Genomic DNA, 16,568 nt, shown 5'->3' with positions numbered 1-16,568 from the left:
CGCCGCGGCAGTTCACGACGGGGCTGATACGACAGCTCGCAACGGGCTGACACGACAGTTCACGATGGGCGATCGCGCGACGCTCGCCAGGCGCTGACCAAAAGCCTCACCAGACAGACCGCAACACTCACAGGACAAGGGCTGAAATGAGCGAGACTACTTCATGAACGACATGCTGGCGCTGTTCGTCGCGACCCTGAACGTCACCGTTCCGGTCTTCGCGATGGTATTTCTGGGCCTGGGCCTCAAACGCCTCGGCTGGATCGATGACACCTTCATCGGCACCGCCTCATCGCTGGTATTCAAGGGCACCATGCCGGCGCTGGTCTTCCTCTCCATCGTGCGCGCGGACCTGGATCACGCCCTGCGCCCGGGCATGCTGACCTACTTCGCGCTGGCGACACTGGGCACCTTCCTGCTGCTGTGGGGCTGGGCGATCCTGCGCGTACCGAGAAAGGAACGCGGCGAGGTGGTACAGGGCTCGTTTCGCGGCAACTGCGCCATCGTCGGGCTGGCACTGGCCGCCAATCTCTATGGCGATCTCGGCCTCTCGATGGGCGGCATCCTGATGGGCGTCGTCATCCTGTCCTACAACATGCTGTCGGTGGTGGTGCTGTCGAGCTATCTCGGCGATGGCCGCACCAGCTGGAGCGGCATCGCGCGTGGCATCATCACCAACCCGTTGATTCTCGGCGTGCTGGCCGCCCTGCCCTTCGCGGCATTCAGCTGGCAGCTGCCCGAGTGGCTGGAGACCTCCGGCGACTACTTCGCGCGCATGACGCTGCCGCTGGCATTGATCTGCATCGGCGGCACCCTGTCGATGCGCTCGCTGCGTGAAGGCCGCAAGCTGGCGCTGAGTGCCAGCCTGATGAAGATGATCAGCGTGCCGCTGCTGGCGATCACCGTCGCGGTGCTGCTGGGCTTCCGCGGTACCGAACTCGGGGTGCTGTTCCTGTTCTTCGCCTCACCGACGGCGGCGGCAAGCTTCGTGATGGTGCGGGCGATGGGCGGCAATGACCGCCTGGCCGCCAACATCATTGCCATCAGCACCCTGATGGCGGGCATCACCATCACGGCAGGCATCTTCGTGCTCAAGCTGAGCGGTCTGGTCTAGCAGCAGCACTCTGATCAGGCAGCAGTCTGGTTGCATGCCAAAGCGAAACGCCCCCGCCAGTGCAGACTGGCGGGGGCGTTTCGCTTTGGCTCAATGGTTGCGGCTCAATGGTTTTGGTTCATGACAGCCGCGCGTGACTTACGCCAGTTCCGCCGGGCTCACGAACTGGTGCAGATCCGCCAGACCGGCGGCCCAGACATCGGCGTCCAGCCAGGCGAGGCTTGCGGTGGCAAAGGCCAGCTGGGTGCTGCCGGGGCCATCGACCAGGGCGCTGGCCAGATTCGAGACCAGCGGATTGTGGCTGATGATCAGCCAGTCGCGCGGCTCGCGCCCTTCAGAAGTGGGCGGCACATGGGTCTGAAGCCAGTCGAGCACCGGCGTCAGCGGGTCGTCCGGGGTGATGATCTCGAGCGTGGTCTGCTGCTCTCCACTCAGCTCCAGCGCCGAGGAGATCTCCTGAGCGGTCTGCTGGGCGCGGGTGAACGGACTGACGACCAGCGTCAGGCGCGCACGACGCTCGGCAGGCAGTTGATGGGCCAACCAGCACCCGATGCGGCGCGCCTCTTCGCGACCATATTCGCTCAATTCGCGGCTGGGGTCCGGCGTGCCGGCCTGGGCCTCACCGTGACGCATGATCAGTACACTCATGACATTCTCCTGAAAAGATGACTGCCGCAGCGCAAGCGCCAAATCACTCGCTCTGTCGCTGCGGCCGATGACCAGGGACTCGCCAACCGGAGCGTTGCACGAGTCAGACAAGGGGATGGCGAAACACACTCCATCACCGCTACCTGCTATGAGTCCTCAGGAGCCGTCGGGTTCCAACTGCCGCGCCTGCTGCACCGACTCACGCGACAGCACGAATTCCACATCGCTGGATTGCTCACCGCCCATCAGCGCGCGGGCCATGTGATGCGGGTCGACATTCTCGAACAGCACCTTGGCCATGCCACTGACCAGCGGCATGTAGATGCCCAGTCGCTCGGATTCATCCTGTACCAATCGCACGGTGTTGACACCCTCGGCGACCTGGCCCAACACCTCGACCGCCTGGTCGAGGGTTCGCCCTTCCCCCAGTGCGTAGCCGACCCGATAGTTGCGCGACAACGGCGAGGAGCAGGTCACGATCAGATCACCTACGCCGGCAAGGCCTAGGAAGGTCATCGGATTGGCGCCCTTGGCCACGGCGAAGCGGCTCATCTCGGCCAGCGCGCGGGTCATCAGCATGGCACGGGTGTTCTCGCCCATGCCAAGGGCCGCGGCCATGCCGGCCGCGATGGCGTAGATGTTCTTCAGCGCCCCGCCCAGCTCGACGCCGTAGCGGTCATTGCTGGCGTAGACACGGAAATAGTCGCAGCCGAAGGCCGTCTGCACGCGAGCGCGGGTGTAGGCGTCGTCGGAGGCGATCACCGTGGCTGTCAGCTGCCGCTGGGCGATCTCGGCCGCCAGATTGGGGCCAGACAGCACGCCGATGTGCGTGAAGCCGGTTTCCTGCTCCAGCACCTCACTCATCAGGGTGAAGCCTTCGCTCTCGATGCCCTTGGTGGTGGCCACCAGTATCTGCCCTTCACGCAGGTGGGCGCGCGCCTGGCGGACCACCGTGCGGAAGGCCTTGGAAGGAATCGCCACGCACACCAGTTCGGCCTCAGCCAGCGCATCGGCCATGTCGGTGGTGGCACGCACCGAGGCATTGATCTCGAAGCCCGGCAGATAGCCAGAGTTGCGGTGCCGGGTGTTGACTTCCTCGGCCTGGCTGGCATCACGCATCCACTGGGTGACGCTGGCACCATTGTCGGCGGCAATCGAGGCGATCGCGGTCCCGAAGCTGCCGCCACCCAGCACGCAGACATTGAGTCCCACCGCCTGAGGGGTCGTTTCGCTTACCTCGCGATCACGAATGGCCCGACGAGGTGAAGGGGTAGTGGCAGACATGCAGACTCCTTGGATGACGATGTGCTCAGTGAATGGCAGGCATTGTACTCATAGTTTGTCAGAGAATGCTGAACAAGAGATGTCTGCGCAGGCTTCGTGGCCAACGTAGGGGGCTGCGCCTGGGTGACACACCTGAGTGGCGTACCTGCCAAGCGCGCCTCGCAAGCAATCGACTGGCATGCACCATCGACTTGCATGAACGATCGTTATGCATGAACTCTCGATACATACAAAAAACCGACAATCCCTGCCCCCTGAGGCGCAGAAATTGCCGGTCTGTTCAGCGCTGGCGGGATGGCGGCAGACTTGCCCCATCACGCCGAGGCATCAGATCACAGCGTCTTGAGGGCCGTGATCATGTCGCCGACCACCTTCTGACCATCGCCATACACCATGCGCGTGTGGTCAAGATAGAAGAGGTGATTCTCGACACCGGAGAAGCCGGAACCCTGACCGCGCTTGATCACCAGCACGTTGCGTGACTGATCGGCGTTGAGGATCGGCATGCCGTACAGCGGGCTTGAGGCGTCGTTCTTGGCGACCGGATTGACCACGTCATTGGCGCCGATGACCAGCGTGACGTCGGTGGTCTCGAAGTCGTTGTTGATCTCGTCCAGGTCCGCAATCATGTCGTAGGGCACGCCGGCTTCCGCCAGCAGCACATTCATGTGGCCCGGCATGCGACCGGCGACCGGGTGGATCGCGAAGCGCACTTCGACGCCACGCTCACCCAGCAGCTCGACCATCTCCCAGACCTTGTGCTGCGCCTGTGCCACCGCCATGCCGTAGCCCGGCACGATGATGACGCGCTCGGCGAAGGCCAGCTGCACGGCGGCGTCCATCGGATCGGAGGCCTTCATGCTGCCCTCGATCTCGCCCTGCTCGACACCGGAGGCGCCGCCGAACTGCTTGAACAGCACGTTGCGGAGCGGACGATTCATGGCCTTGGCCATCAGCTGGGTCAGCAGCGTACCGGCCGCCCCGACGACAGTACCGGCGATGATCATCGCGGCATTGCCGAGCACGAAGCCTTCCATTGCCACCGCAAGGCCGGTCAGCGCATTGAACAGCGAGATGATCACCGGCATGTCGGCGCCACCGATGGGCAGTGCCAGCATCGCGCCGAACAGCAACGCAAGCACGAAGAACACAAGCACCAGCGAGCCGGACGGTTCCACCGCCGCGATCACGACGCCCAGATAGACCGTCAGACCCAGCACGATCATGTTGATCAGCTGCTGACTCGGGAAGTTGAACGCCTTCTTGAGGCGCCCATCCAGCTTGGCCCAGGCCACGATGGAACCGGAGAAGGCCACCGCACCGATCATCGCCCCGAGCACGCCCAGCCACAGCGCCAGCGAGCCGTGCTGCTCGATCAATGCCGGGTTGTCGCTCATGCGCATCAGCTCGACCGCAGCGATCGCCGCTGCCGCACCGCCACCCATGCCGTTGTAGATGGCGATCATCTGCGGCATGTCGGTCATCTCGACCTTGTTGCCGGAGTACCAGGCGATACCGCCACCGATGACGATGGCCAGCAGCATCAGACCATAACGACCATCAATCTGCGGATGCAGGAAGGTGAGCAACGTTGCCACGACCATCGCGATACCGGCCCAATGGATGCCGCTGCGTGCCGTGGAAGGATGTGACATGCGCTTGAGACCGAGGATGAAGACCACCGCCGCCGCGAAATACCCTGTTTCGACCAGCCAGTTCATCAGCGAGCCTCCTTGTCGTTGATGCCATTGGCAGCGTCTGTGCCCTTGCTGCGATCACTGGTCTTGAACATTTCCAGCATGCGCTCGGTGACCACATAACCGCCGACCGCGTTGCCGGCGCCCAGCAGCACGGCGATGAAGCCGATGAACTGCTGCATGCCGGTCTCGGCCTGACCGAGGGCGATCATCGCCCCGACCAGCACGATGCCGTGGATGAAGTTGGAACCGGACATCAGGGGCGTGTGCAGAATCACCGGCACACGCGAGATGACCTCGTAGCCGACGAAGGCCGCCAGCATCAGGATGTATACGGCAGAAAGTCCTTCGATCATGCGGCGTCCTCCGCGCGAGCGCGTACGTCATCGTGGGTGATGCGGCCGCCATCGGTCAGACGCATCGGGCCGAGCACCGCATCTTCGAAGTCCAGCGTCAGTTCGCCGTCCTTCATGAAGGGGGTCAGCAGGTTGAAGAGGTTCTTGGCGTACATCTCGCTGGCATTGACCGCCAGGCTCGAGGCCATGTCCAGCGGGCCGAGTATCGTGACGCCGGCGTGCTCGACACGCTTGCCTGGCTCGGTCAGTTCACAGTTGCCACCGCCTTCGGCGGCGAGATCGACCAGCACGGCGCCGGGCTTCATGCCCTCGACCATCTCGCGGCTGATGATGCGCGGCGACGGACGCCCAGGAATCGCGGCGGTGGAGATCACCACATGCGCATCGCCCATGTGACGTGCCAGCGCATCGGCCTGCTGGGCGCGCTCGTCATCGGTCAGCTCGCGGGCGTAGCCGCCCTCGCCGGAGGCATCGACGCCGGTATCGATCATCTTGGCGCCCAGCGATTCGACCTGCTCACGCGCGGCAGCGCGAATGTCATAGGCCCACACCTGGGCGCCGAGACGCTTGGCAGTCGCGATGGCCTGCAGACCCGCGACGCCGGCACCGACCACCACGACACGCGCCGGACGCACGGTACCGGCAGCAGTCGTGAGCATCGGGAAGAACACCGAGGACTCGTTGGCCGCCAGCAGCGCGGCGTGATAGCCCGCGACACCCGCCTGCGAGGACAGGGCGTCCATGCTCTGGGCCCGCGAGATACGCGGCACGAATTCCATGCACAGGCTGGTCAGTCCCTGACTGGCAAGCTTGCTGATCAGCTGCGGATTCTGGTACGGCGTCATCAATGCCACCACCACCGCACCCTCACGGAACTCGCTGATCTGTGACTCGCTGGGCGTGCGCACGCACAGCACGAGATCCGCCGCGGCACGCGCCGCCGCGATATCGGCCTCGGCAACGACCGCCACCCCGGCCTGGGCGGTGTAGGCCGCATCGTCGAAGTGTGCATGACGTCCGGCACCGCTCTCCACGTGCACGATGGCGTCACTGGTGTCACTGACGCTGCTGTCCAGGTGACGCGCGAGCTTGCCGGCCGTCACCGGGTCCAGCGCGACGCGGCACTCCCCGCGCGCCAGTGTGCTGCTCACGCCCTCGTCGGGTGTCACCAGGTCCGGTGCACGCATCTCGCGCACGACTAGAATATTCAGCATCGCGCACCTCGTTTCACGTCCGTGTTCATGCCTGAGGCTGCCAGCCTTGAAAGGTTCATGGCGTCGTTCCTGTTGAGCGCTGATTCGCGCCATCCTGCCTGCCGGAGGCGCTTTCAGCGACGTTATTGCCTGTCACAGGTGAGACTTGCCTGAACCGCAAGCCGTGACTCACGCATGGCCAGAAGGCCTGACATCACCCGCGACACGATGAGTGTCCAGCATCAGTCTTTTCTTGTCGGTGCATCAGGGTCAAGCGCTGCAGTGCAAAAAAAGCAATAAAATCAAGCATAAAGCTATCGTTATGACAGCCATAACAGCCACCTTATGCTGACAGGCGCCTTGCGGCACTACCAAGTGACTGATTTGCAATGAGTTTACAAAAGGCACCTCACCAAGAATAGCTCAGCTTTGTGTTATGCATCGCATAATCTCGAGCTTATGGCTGCGACAGCGGCTGCCATGAAAAATGGGATACCGCCGCAGCAGCATCCCATTTTCGTGACGATGACTTGAGTGTCAGCGCGTGTTTCCTGCATTGCACCAAGCGGATGCTCGGCCGCGGCTTGCGCTGTCAGCGATGCAGTTCAGGCCCCCTTCAGGAGATCCGCTCAGGAAGAGCAACTCATGCAGATCGGCGCTGCATTTGCCGCCGGTGGCCGTGTCCAGTCATCGACGAGTTCGGCATCGACGCCCTGCGCCTGCCCCAGCTCCTGCGCCGCCTCCAGACTACCCTCCTCGGGGCGGAAGAAGGGTGCCGTCAGACGCTGACGCAAGGCCTTTAGCGTAGCGTCATCACCCTGCTCGACCCGTGCGATCACCTCCAGCAGCAGATGCGTGCGCGGCACATAGAGCGGATTGCAGCCGAGCATGGCCAGACGACGCTGGCGCTCATTCTCGGCAGAGAGCCCAATGACCATGACGCGCGCCTGATAGCGTTCGAGCCACGCCGAGGCTTCATCGCGCGCCTGGGCCGAATTGCCATGCGGCCCACGCTCGCCGGCCAGGCGCACGACCAGCGTTTCCGGCACGGGCTGCGTGACATCCCAATGACTGAGCAGACGGTAGGCATGGGTGTGGTCGACCTTACCGGCCGCCAGCAGCTCTCGCCACTGCTGCACCAGCGTCATGTCCTCATCGCGAGCATCCGGCAACCCGAGACGCGCGCGCATCAGGCGGGCATATTCACGCTGCAACTCGCCCTCATAGGCGCCCAGCGCAGCGGAGAGCGCTTCGACATCGATCAGCGGCGACAGCGCGATCCCCAGACGCTCCAGATTCCATAGCCCGATGCCCGGCTGCTGGGCGAAACCATAGCGCCCGGCCTGATCGGTATGATTCGGCACCAGATTCTCTTCATAGCCATCGAGGAAGGCGTAGGGCCCGTAATCGAAGGTCAGCCCCAGCAGCGACATGTTGTCGGTGTTCATTACCGCATGCACGAAGCCGTAGGCCTGCCAGGCCGCGATCAGTTTTGCGGTGCGAGTGATCACTATCTCGAACATGGCCAGCGCGGCGGCGATACGTGTCGCTTCATCCAGCGGCTCGCGCCCGATCTCGCCCATGTCGGAAGCCTCATCCGGCATCTCGGGCAGGCTCTCGGGGAAGTGCTCCCGCAGGGCGTGATCGATCAGCGTCTTGAGGTCTTCATGCCGGCCGGAGTGGGCCAGCCACTCGAAATGCCCGAAGCGCAGGTGGCTCTCGCAGACGCGCAACACGGTAGCGCCGGGCTCGACGGTCTCGCGCTGGACCCGCTCGCCATTCACCGCCAGCGCCAGCGCGCGGCTGGTAGGAATGCCCAGCGCCGCCATGTACTCGCTGGCCAGGTACTCGCGCACGCTGGAGCGCACCACCGCCTGACCATCACCGAAGCGCGAGTAAGGCGTACGACCGGCGCCCTTGAGATGCAGATCGAAGGTCTTGCCGTAATCAGCCTCAAGTTCGCCGAGCAGAATGCCTCGCCCGTCGCCGAGCTGCGGATTGTAGTGACCGAACTGATGGCCAGTGTATTTCTGGGCCAATGCGTCCATGCCCGGCAACAACTGCTCACCGGCCATCAAGAGTCGCAGCTGCTCGAGCGCCTCCTCGTTGGAGGCGTCGGAGGTCAAGGGCGCCTCCAGCCCCAGCAGACGGGCGCAGTCAGGACTCACATCGGCAAGGCGCGTGCCTTGTCGCGGCTCTGGCGTGACACGCGTGAAGAAGTGCTCAGGCAGGCGGGCATAACGGTTGTTGAAGCGCAGCGCCGCCAGGTCGTGCATGTGCGCGGCGGACGTAGGGGCAAACTCACTCATCAAGAGGCTCCGTCGGGCCGCCGGGGGTCGGCGACTCGCTGGGGGAAGAAGTGGACGCGGCGGCATCACTCGGGGTCAACAGGCTGCGCAGACCGCCGGAGGGTCGCCCGGGCGGCAGCTTGCTGGCCATTTCATACAGCTTGCGCGCCGTCGTATCGGTGCGTGCCTGACGCTTGAGCGCCTGCAGGGCATCGTCGGAGCCCCGGGCATGGCCCAGGTGCTGATCATGGCCCAGGTGCTGATCATGGCTGGCAGAGTCGACCGAGGCTTGCGCCTGATCGCGCGTGCCAGCCGAGGGCGACACTGCGGCAGACGTGCTCTCAAGCGATGTCTCATGGCGGCGCAGCAGCAGTCGCTTGCGCGGTGTCAGCGCCAACTCCGACAGACGTGCCTTGCCCCACCACGGGTGGGGTGCATGCACGCCATGCGTGGACTCGCTCAGCCAGGCCTGTGGCAGTGCCTCGAGCAGAGGGAAGCGCTCACTCTCATCCTGAGCCTGCCACCAGTGGCTCAGGCGCTCATTGAGTACCAGCAGCTGGCGTGCCCGCGTGGCGGCGGTGTAGCTGAGATTGGTGACCAGCACCTGATTGGGCAATTGCTGGCGCTCGCTTGGCAATGCCAGATCATCGGCCAGCACCACGCAATCAAATTCGAGACCCTTGGCGCGGAACACCGTCCCCAGCATGACCGTGGGCAGCTCGACCGACTGTCCCCGCGCGTGAGCACTGACGATGGCGGCCTGCAGGTCGCCATCGTGCTTGCGCAACTCCCCGATCCATTGGTCGAGTGGCGCCTGGGCATACCAGGAGGCCAACTCATGCAGACTGCGCGCCTGATGATCATCGAGACGCGCCAGAGCCCCCAGTACCTGCGCCGGAGTCTGACCGAGCCGCGTCAGGGAGGGGGGCAGCAGTCGCCAGCACTCACGCTGACTGGCCCTGTCGCCCTGCTCGGCCAGCTGATGTGCGCGCCAGAGTCGCCAGTGATCCAGCAGCCCCGCCAGAGGATAGCCTTCGATGCCATCCAGCCAGGCCACCGCGATGCCGCGCTGGTGCAGTGCCAGCGCCTCCCCCAACGCCGCCACCGGGCCGGCACTGATCACCGCGTGGCGCTTGCCGGAGTGCAGCAATGCCTCACGCACTGCGGGCAGCGCCAGACGGGTCGCCGGACCGAGGCCGCTCATGGCCTGTTCACGCGCGGTGGGTGAACAGGCCGCCAACCGCGTGCCCAGCGCCGCCAATGCCGGCCCGAAGCGCCAGGCGCCGGGTAGCGAGTAGACGGTGGCATCGGCCAGCAGCGGCGAATCCAGCGAACTCATGCCTTCCACCTGGCGCGACAGGCTCTGATGCGGGTCGCCGATCAGCAGCAGGTCACAGCGCTGGCGACGCAGCATGGCCAACAGCGCTGGCGTGGCGTCCTGCGCCTCATCCAGCATCACCAGGTCGGCCTCCAGCGACTGGCCATGCTGTGACCACAGCTTGAGCAAGGCATTGAACGACAGGCTCTGCTGATGATCGGCGGGGTCCAGCAGGCACTCCCATACCAGCCGCATGCTCTCGACCAGCTGGCGCAGTTCATTGGCGCTCAACCGTTGTGCCACGCCTTCGGGCAGGTGCTCAGGCATCGGCACCGCATCGCTTTCGGCAAAGAAGGTGTTGAGGCCCTGGGCGATCAGGCTGCGCGACTGGCTGGAAAGACTGCCCAGCCAGCTGAGACTCTGCGGCGCCAGACGACGTGTGATGTCGGGCTGCCGCTTGAGCTTGTCGCCGTACTCCTCCATCAAGGCCTGGCGCGCCAGCTGATGCAGCGACAGCGACTGGACATTGGCAGGCAGCTGACTGGCAGTCCGCCCCGCCACCGCCGGGTTGAGCGAGGTATAGATGAGGGTCTCGTCGGCGTAGGTACGCGCCAGCTCGACCATCAGTACGGTCTTGCCGCTGCCGGCGCAGGCACGCACCACCACGCAATCGCTGTGCTCGGCGCTGTTGGCCGGTGTGCGATCGCGCAGGCGCGAGGGAAAGGGATGGGCGAGAATTCGCCGTTGATCATTGCTCAGATGCATGGCGGCATGATCCCCTGTGGCAGCGCGGGGGGCAAGACCTTCGCTGCGCGATCATGACTAGGACAGGGCGCCATTGGCCGCGAGGCGCTCACGCACGGTACGTATCAGGCCACGATTCCAGCGCAACAGATCATGGAGCGTGGTGAAGTAGGCGCTGCCCCGCGTCGAGTAGGTACTCAGCGTGGGGATGAGGTCTTCGGCACGCACCGGCTGGCCCGCGTTGCGCAGACGCCCGCGCAACTCACGCAGCTCGGCATAGCTACGCTGGGAGTTGAGGTTGTCGAAATAGGCGGCGATACCGGCCTCCAGGCTCTCGAAACGCCGATATTCACGTCCCGGCGGCCCGATACCGCAGCCGCGCGAGAAGCAGCGCATGCCGAACAGGTTGTTGGCCTCACGGGCATGGCCCGACGTCCCCCAGCCCGACTCCTCGATGGCCTGCACCAGCACCATATCCAGCGGCAGGGTGTCGATACGCAGCAGCAGGCGCGTCCAGCTGACGCCGATGTCCTCGCGCGTGACATCACAGGGCAGATTGGCCTCATCACATAACCCGTTGAGGCGCTCCTGCTCACGCTCGCTGTAGTCACGCCCTCCGTCACCGGCGCGCTTGCGCATCGCCAGCAACCAGTCGCGCTGCTCGGTGATGCGCTGGTTCTCGGCCACCACCAGCGGAATCATCAGCTCGAAGAATGCGACCTTGCGCTGGTTGCCCGCGGGATAGGGTCGCAGGTCCGGCATCTGATGGGTCTTGTCGCGGGCCAGCAGCTCATCATCCAGCCGCGCCGCCTGCGCCATCGAACCCAGCCCCATCACCAGCAGCAAGGCGGCGCTGACCAGACGAACAGAGCTCGGATGGACAGAGCCCGGATGGACAGAGCCCGGACGAACAGGCCTCAGGCACCACGAACACCGCGGCCAGGCCCACGCCCACGCAGCCAGGCGTGGCTGGCCACGCACTCCGCCCGTCAGCCAATCCGCAGAGAAAGGTAGGTAAGTCATGTGCTGCGCTCATCAAGAGGGATGCAGTAGCAAGACGCGAGATACCATCAGCGTATCTCATGAGGCTGCATGAAACCCTAAAAACGCGTGGGCGAGAAGATGGCGCGGTCGGCCAAGCGAGGAAAGACACGGCAAGCCCTGTCGTCTGTCACCGACAGACCGCCAGACGGTGCCCGCCTTTTCGCGCTACTGACGCGGCGCGCTCTCTGAGCTCCCTGCGCTTCCTCCCCTTTTTTCCTTTCCCCTTCCTCCCTTCCTGCCTTGCCGCCTTCCTGACCTGCACACCTTGCACCTCGCACTGGACGCTATCGCTGACGACACACCCAACGCAAAACGCCCCCGCAGCATAGGCTGCGAGGGCGTCGTTGCGGACATGCCTGATCAAGCCAGTGACTCGATCGTTCCGCCGTCTCAGGCGCTGAGCATGCTGTTCAGGCGGCGCACGTAAGCGGCCGGATCTTCCAGCGCACCGCCTTCGGCGATGATGGCCTGATCGAGCAGCACGTGCGCCAGGTCCGTGAAGTAATCGCCTTCACCGCCTTCCAGACGCGTGACCAGGGCGTGCTCCGGGTTCAGCTCGAGAATCGGCTTCACTTCTGGCAGCGGCTGACCAGCGGCTTCCATCATCTTGCGCATCTGGTAGCCCATCTCGTGCTCCGGCAGCACCACGCAGGCCGGGGAATCGGTCAGGCGGTGCGTGATGCGCACTTCCTGAACGTTCTCGGCCAGCGCTTCCTTGACGCGCTTGACCAGATCTTCCTTGGCCTTGGCAGTCTCTTCCTGGGCCTTCTTCTCTTCTTCGTTCTCGACATCGCCAAGATCGAGATCGCCCTTGGCGACATCCGCGAAGGACTTGCCATCGAATTCGGTGAGGTGGCTCATCAGCCACTCATCGATGCGGTCGGTCAGCAGCAGGACTTCGATGCCCTTCTTGCGGAAGATCTCGAGGTGCGGGCTGGACTTGGCGGCATTGAAGCTGTCGGCGACCAGGTAGTAGATCTTGCTCTGGCCTTCCTTCATGCGCTCGACGTACTGGGCCAGTGACTGGTCCTGGGTCGCGCTATCGGTCTCGGTAGTGGAGAAGCGCAGCAGCTCGGCGATCTTCTCGCGGTTGGCGAAGTCTTCCGCCGGGCCTTCCTTGAGCACGGAGCCGAACTGATTCCAGAAGGTCTGGTACTGCTCGGGGTCCTTGGCCAGCTTCTTGAGCATGTCCAGGCCACGCTTGGTCAGCGCGGACTTGAGCTTGTCGACCTGCGGGTCCTGCTGCAGCAGTTCACGCGAGACGTTCAGCGACAGGTCGTTGGTGTCCAGCACACCCTTGATGAAGCGCAGGTACAGCGGCAGGAACTGCTCGGCGTCGTCCATGATGAAGACGCGCTGCACGTAGAGCTTCAGGCCACGCGCGGCATCACGCTGGTAGAGATCGTACGGCGCACGGCCCGGCACGAACAGCAGGCTGGTGTACTCGAGCTTGCCCTCGACCTTGTTGTGACTCCAGCTGAGCGGGTCTGAGAAGTCATGCGAGACGTGCTTGTAGAAGTTCTTGTACTCCTCGTCACTGACCTCGGACTTGGAGCGCACCCACAGCGCAGTGGCGGAGTTGGCGGTTTCCCAGTGGACCTGCTCGTTGCCTTCCTCGTCCTTTTCGACGCGCTTCATGCGCACCGGCAGTTCGATGTGGTCGGAGTACTTGGTGACCAGGTTGCGCAGGCGATAATCGTCGGCGAACTCGACGGCATCTTCCTTGAGGTGCAGCACGATCTCGGTACCGCGCTCGGCACGCTCGATGTCGGCGACGCTGAACTCGCCCTCGCCACGGGACTTCCACTCGACGCCCTGATCAGCGTCCAGGTCGGCGCGACGGGTGCGCACGGTGATCTCGTCGGCGACGATGAAGCCGGAGTAGAAGCCGACCCCGAACTGACCGATCAGACGCGAATCCTTCTGCTGGTCACCCGACAGGTTCTTCATGAACTCGGCGGTACCGGAGCGTGCGATGGTACCCAGGTTGGCGACCACATCGTCACGGCTCATGCCGATGCCGTTGTCACGCAGGGTGATGGTCTTCGCCTCGGCATCGTGCTCGATCTCGATGCGCAGTTCGCTGTCGTTGCCGTAGAGGGCGTCGTTGTCCAGCGCCTGGTAGCGCAGCTTGTCGCAGGCATCCGCCGCGTTGGAGACCAGCTCGCGCAGGAAGATCTCGCGGTTGGAATACAGCGAGTGGATCATGAGGTGAAGCAGCTGCTTCACTTCTGTCTGGAAGCCATGCGTTTCGGTGTGAGTGGCGGTCGTCATCGAAAAGGACCTCTATGTCGTGGATGCCTGAAAAGAAGATTCGCGGTGGCCAGAGCGCCCCCGCAACAATGGAACCGGCTCGCCGACGCCTGCCTTTCTTGGGCGGCAGATCGAAGGAAGCACTCGTGGATCAGATATGGGGCAAGGGTGAGGGATTTCAAGGCACTAGCGACAGATGATTGCGCCATACGCGCCAAGCATGTGCCACAGAAACACCCAAGCGGCCCCCTGGGTAGCAATGAAAGGAGCCAACGGAGGGAGCCAACGAAGCGCTGGCATTCAGGAAGGCGCTCTCAGGTGTGACGTCTGCAGAGCAGATATCGCCTGTCCATCATGGGGAGGCGATTGACTCCAGCACGAAGTGCATGCGCGCGCTGGCGACCGGTTGCTTGCGGGATTTCTGCCAGGCGCTGACGCGCACATTGGTCATGCGCCGACCTTCACGCATCACTTCACAGTCGATGCGCGTCACCTGATCACCGCGCGCCGTGGCCAGATAATCGATGGAGAAATCGATCAACTTGGGCAGGCGCGCTTCACGCCCGCCGCGCCCATGCCGCCTGAGCACCTCAAGCGTGGCGGCGGTTTCCATCGCCGCGGCCAGCACGCCGCCATGCACCGCCGGCAGCATCGGGTTGCCGACATTGTCGGGCATCGCCGCCATGGAATAGCTCAACGCCTGCTCGGGATGCAGCTCGACATCACTGGCCGCGCCCGCCTGCTGCCCGTCAATGGCACACAAGCCAAGCCCGATCGCCTGCGCGTAGGGCAGACTCGCCAGCAGCGCCGCCAGATCGGCGTGAGTGCGCTGTCCTTCGACGAAACGCCGCGCACTGAGCAGGCCGCGCGGGTCCCGGGTATCGCGCGGAGCCTGCGGCTCCGCCCTCTCGCCTGCTGGCTGTGCAGCCTGTGATGGCTGCCCGTGCGGTCCCGACTCGTGCATGGAGGGGTTCGCGGGGGCTTGAGCGTTGGCCGCCGCCAGCAGCGCCTCGGCAAAGCCGCTGGGCGTATTGCGCTCGCCGAGCCTGACGAAGTTGCCGATCGCGCGACACAGGATCTTGCCCGGCTGCTGCCAGATCTGCGCCTCGGTAAACACCATCGATTCCGTGACCCGCAGCACGCGCGCCTCGCCGACCAATGCCAGACCCTCGACGCCGGGTCGGTAGTGATCGAGGCGCAGATCCAGCGTCGGGCAGACTTCCGGTGCCGACAATCCCGTGAGCACGGCGCTGCCACACAGCGTATCGGCGAACATGGTCAGCACACCGCCATGCACCAGCCTGCGATGCGGATCGCCGATCAAGGCCGGCTGCCACGGCAGCTGCATGCGGATGGCCGGCGCGGCGACCTCCTCGACCCTGACATTCAAGCGCGCCGTGTGCGGAATGAAACTCAAGAAACCGGTCAGCGCCCGCGCCCAGCTGGCGTCATCCAACACGCCACCCGCAGCCGGCACGTCAGCGGGATTGACGGCCAGCCCCAGCAGGCTCTGCGGCACTGCATGCATCACATCCACAGCGGCATCGCCATCAACGTGAGGGAGACCAGATAGCCGACGCCCCACAGCAGTGATCGCAGCAAGGCGATATTGGCCAGATAGCAGCCCCAATAGCCCAGACGCACCAGCACGAAGACCACCGCCAGCGTGGTCGCGATGGGCGCGCCCGGCGCGGTGATCACGCTGACCAGCACTCCGGCGGCAAACAGCGGAAAGGCTTCGATGGTGTTCTGGTGTGCGGCGAGCGCCCGGGCCCCGAAGCCGGTCAGCTCACGCTGCTGTGTACGCGGGTCATGGTTGTCATAGCGACCGGTTCGCTGTTGTGCCCAGGCGACCGGCATCTTGGTCAGCACCAGCATCAGTGCCGCAAACAGCAGACAGGCATAGATCAGCATGCAGAGTTTCCTTGAAAGGCGTTGTTCAGGGCTTCGCCACAGCGGCGCGCCTTACCTTGATAAAACGACGCACCACCTGGGATAAAACTGCGCACCGCCCTGTAATGAACGGCAGACCCGACACTGACGGCACACCATTCAAACTGGTGTTTGTTAGCGTGTTACGAGCATGGCAGGGTCGCCGCGTCCCTGCCATGCGGCCAATGGCCAGTACCTATATCCAGGCTGGCAGATGAATGGCGTTTCCACGCTGGACGCCTTCAGGGAGCCGGCGGATCGGAGGGATCAGGTTCGGGAATCTCGCCACGCCACAGGCGATAGTCGACCAGCGCATCATCAAGCTTGCCGAGCAACCAGGTCACGATCACCAGATCATCGAGAAGCCCCAGCCCCACCAGCAGATCCGGGATCAGATCCAGCGGCGAGACCAGATAGATGAAGGCGCCGGCCGCCAACCCCAGCGCCTTCCACGGCACCGGGCGATAACGTCCGCTCACCACGTCGCGCAGCAAGGGCCCCATGGTGCGCAAGGCGGCGCCTGCCTTGCCCAGCACATGACGGCGGCCAAACAATCGCGTCAACCATAATGCCTTGCCCATAGTGGACTCCTCACGGGTAGCACAAATTTCGTTCACTGAGCTTGCCATCTTCGCGGCAGCACATCCGCGATGTCACTCTCGGATAATTCACCAACAGTATCAGATGGTGCTGTTAT

Annotated in this window: 13 protein-coding genes; 1 reads left to right on the top strand and 12 read right to left on the bottom strand. The window is 64.0% G+C overall.

The genetic code is table 11. The annotated features are described in order from the left end of the window. Positions 1–163 precede the first annotated feature (163 nt). Positions 164–1,114 (top strand): AEC family transporter, encoded by a 951-nt coding sequence (locus tag MKZ40_RS06225; RefSeq protein ID WP_175088121.1) that lies wholly within the window; start codon positions 164–166, stop codon positions 1,112–1,114. A 138-nt stretch (positions 1,115–1,252) separates the two neighbouring features. Here the strand turns inward: MKZ40_RS06225 and sixA are convergent, their stop codons facing one another. From sixA to MKZ40_RS06165, 12 genes are all read right to left on the bottom strand, one after another. Next, a complete protein-coding gene (gene sixA, locus MKZ40_RS06220; RefSeq protein WP_175088122.1) occupies positions 1,253–1,762 on the bottom strand; it encodes a phosphohistidine phosphatase SixA in 510 nt (169 codons plus the stop codon). A 156-nt stretch (positions 1,763–1,918) separates the two neighbouring features. Next, on the bottom strand, positions 1,919–3,046 hold the full coding sequence (locus MKZ40_RS06215; protein WP_084589572.1) for an NAD(P)H-dependent glycerol-3-phosphate dehydrogenase: 1,128 nt from the start codon (positions 3,044–3,046) through the stop codon (positions 1,919–1,921). A gap of 332 nt (positions 3,047–3,378) precedes the next feature. Next, the gene (locus tag MKZ40_RS06210; RefSeq protein ID WP_175088123.1) at positions 3,379–4,767 is read right to left on the bottom strand and encodes an NAD(P)(+) transhydrogenase (Re/Si-specific) subunit beta; all 1,389 of its coding nucleotides are present in this window, start codon (positions 4,765–4,767) and stop codon (positions 3,379–3,381) included. Next, positions 4,767–5,099, bottom strand: coding sequence for an NAD(P) transhydrogenase subunit alpha (locus MKZ40_RS06205; RefSeq protein ID WP_043335532.1), 333 nt, complete (start codon positions 5,097–5,099; stop codon positions 4,767–4,769). Before MKZ40_RS06205 ends, MKZ40_RS06210 begins: the two co-directional genes overlap by 1 nt. Further along, on the bottom strand, positions 5,096–6,313 hold the full coding sequence (locus MKZ40_RS06200) for an NAD(P) transhydrogenase subunit alpha (RefSeq protein ID WP_217485766.1): 1,218 nt from the start codon (positions 6,311–6,313) through the stop codon (positions 5,096–5,098). The genes MKZ40_RS06205 and MKZ40_RS06200 overlap by 4 nt, the downstream gene beginning before the upstream one ends. Before the next feature lie 608 nt (positions 6,314–6,921). Continuing rightward, positions 6,922–8,601 (bottom strand): protein adenylyltransferase SelO, encoded by a 1,680-nt coding sequence (locus tag MKZ40_RS06195; RefSeq protein WP_175088124.1) that lies wholly within the window; start codon positions 8,599–8,601, stop codon positions 6,922–6,924. Beyond that, on the bottom strand, positions 8,594–10,663 hold the full coding sequence (locus MKZ40_RS06190) for an ATP-dependent helicase (protein WP_175088125.1): 2,070 nt from the start codon (positions 10,661–10,663) through the stop codon (positions 8,594–8,596). Before MKZ40_RS06190 ends, MKZ40_RS06195 begins: the two co-directional genes overlap by 8 nt. Positions 10,664–10,720: 57 nt before the next feature. After that, on the bottom strand, positions 10,721–11,665 hold the full coding sequence (locus tag MKZ40_RS06185; RefSeq protein WP_175088126.1) for a glucosaminidase domain-containing protein: 945 nt from the start codon (positions 11,663–11,665) through the stop codon (positions 10,721–10,723). Between the two features lie 411 nt (positions 11,666–12,076). Continuing rightward, positions 12,077–13,960 carry a molecular chaperone HtpG gene (gene htpG, locus MKZ40_RS06180; protein ID WP_175088127.1) on the bottom strand — a complete coding sequence of 628 codons (1,884 nt, stop codon included), beginning with the start codon at positions 13,958–13,960 and terminating at the stop codon, positions 12,077–12,079. A 331-nt stretch (positions 13,961–14,291) separates the two neighbouring features. Beyond that, positions 14,292–15,467 carry a PaaI family thioesterase gene (locus MKZ40_RS06175; protein WP_254626957.1) on the bottom strand — a complete coding sequence of 392 codons (1,176 nt, stop codon included), beginning with the start codon at positions 15,465–15,467 and terminating at the stop codon, positions 14,292–14,294. Then, on the bottom strand, positions 15,467–15,853 hold the full coding sequence (locus tag MKZ40_RS06170) for an MAPEG family protein (RefSeq protein WP_175088128.1): 387 nt from the start codon (positions 15,851–15,853) through the stop codon (positions 15,467–15,469). The genes MKZ40_RS06175 and MKZ40_RS06170 overlap by 1 nt, the downstream gene beginning before the upstream one ends. A gap of 260 nt (positions 15,854–16,113) precedes the next feature. Next, positions 16,114–16,452 carry a DUF1232 domain-containing protein gene (locus MKZ40_RS06165; protein WP_175088129.1) on the bottom strand — a complete coding sequence of 113 codons (339 nt, stop codon included), beginning with the start codon at positions 16,450–16,452 and terminating at the stop codon, positions 16,114–16,116. Positions 16,453–16,568 lie beyond the last annotated feature (116 nt).

Origin of the sequence: Cobetia sp. BMC6, from assembly GCF_029991385.1 — a bacterium.
Classification (GTDB): Bacteria; Pseudomonadota; Gammaproteobacteria; order Pseudomonadales; family Halomonadaceae; genus Cobetia.
The sequence above is the reverse complement of the archived record's forward strand: the minus strand, read 5'-3'. Positions and strand labels throughout refer to the sequence as shown.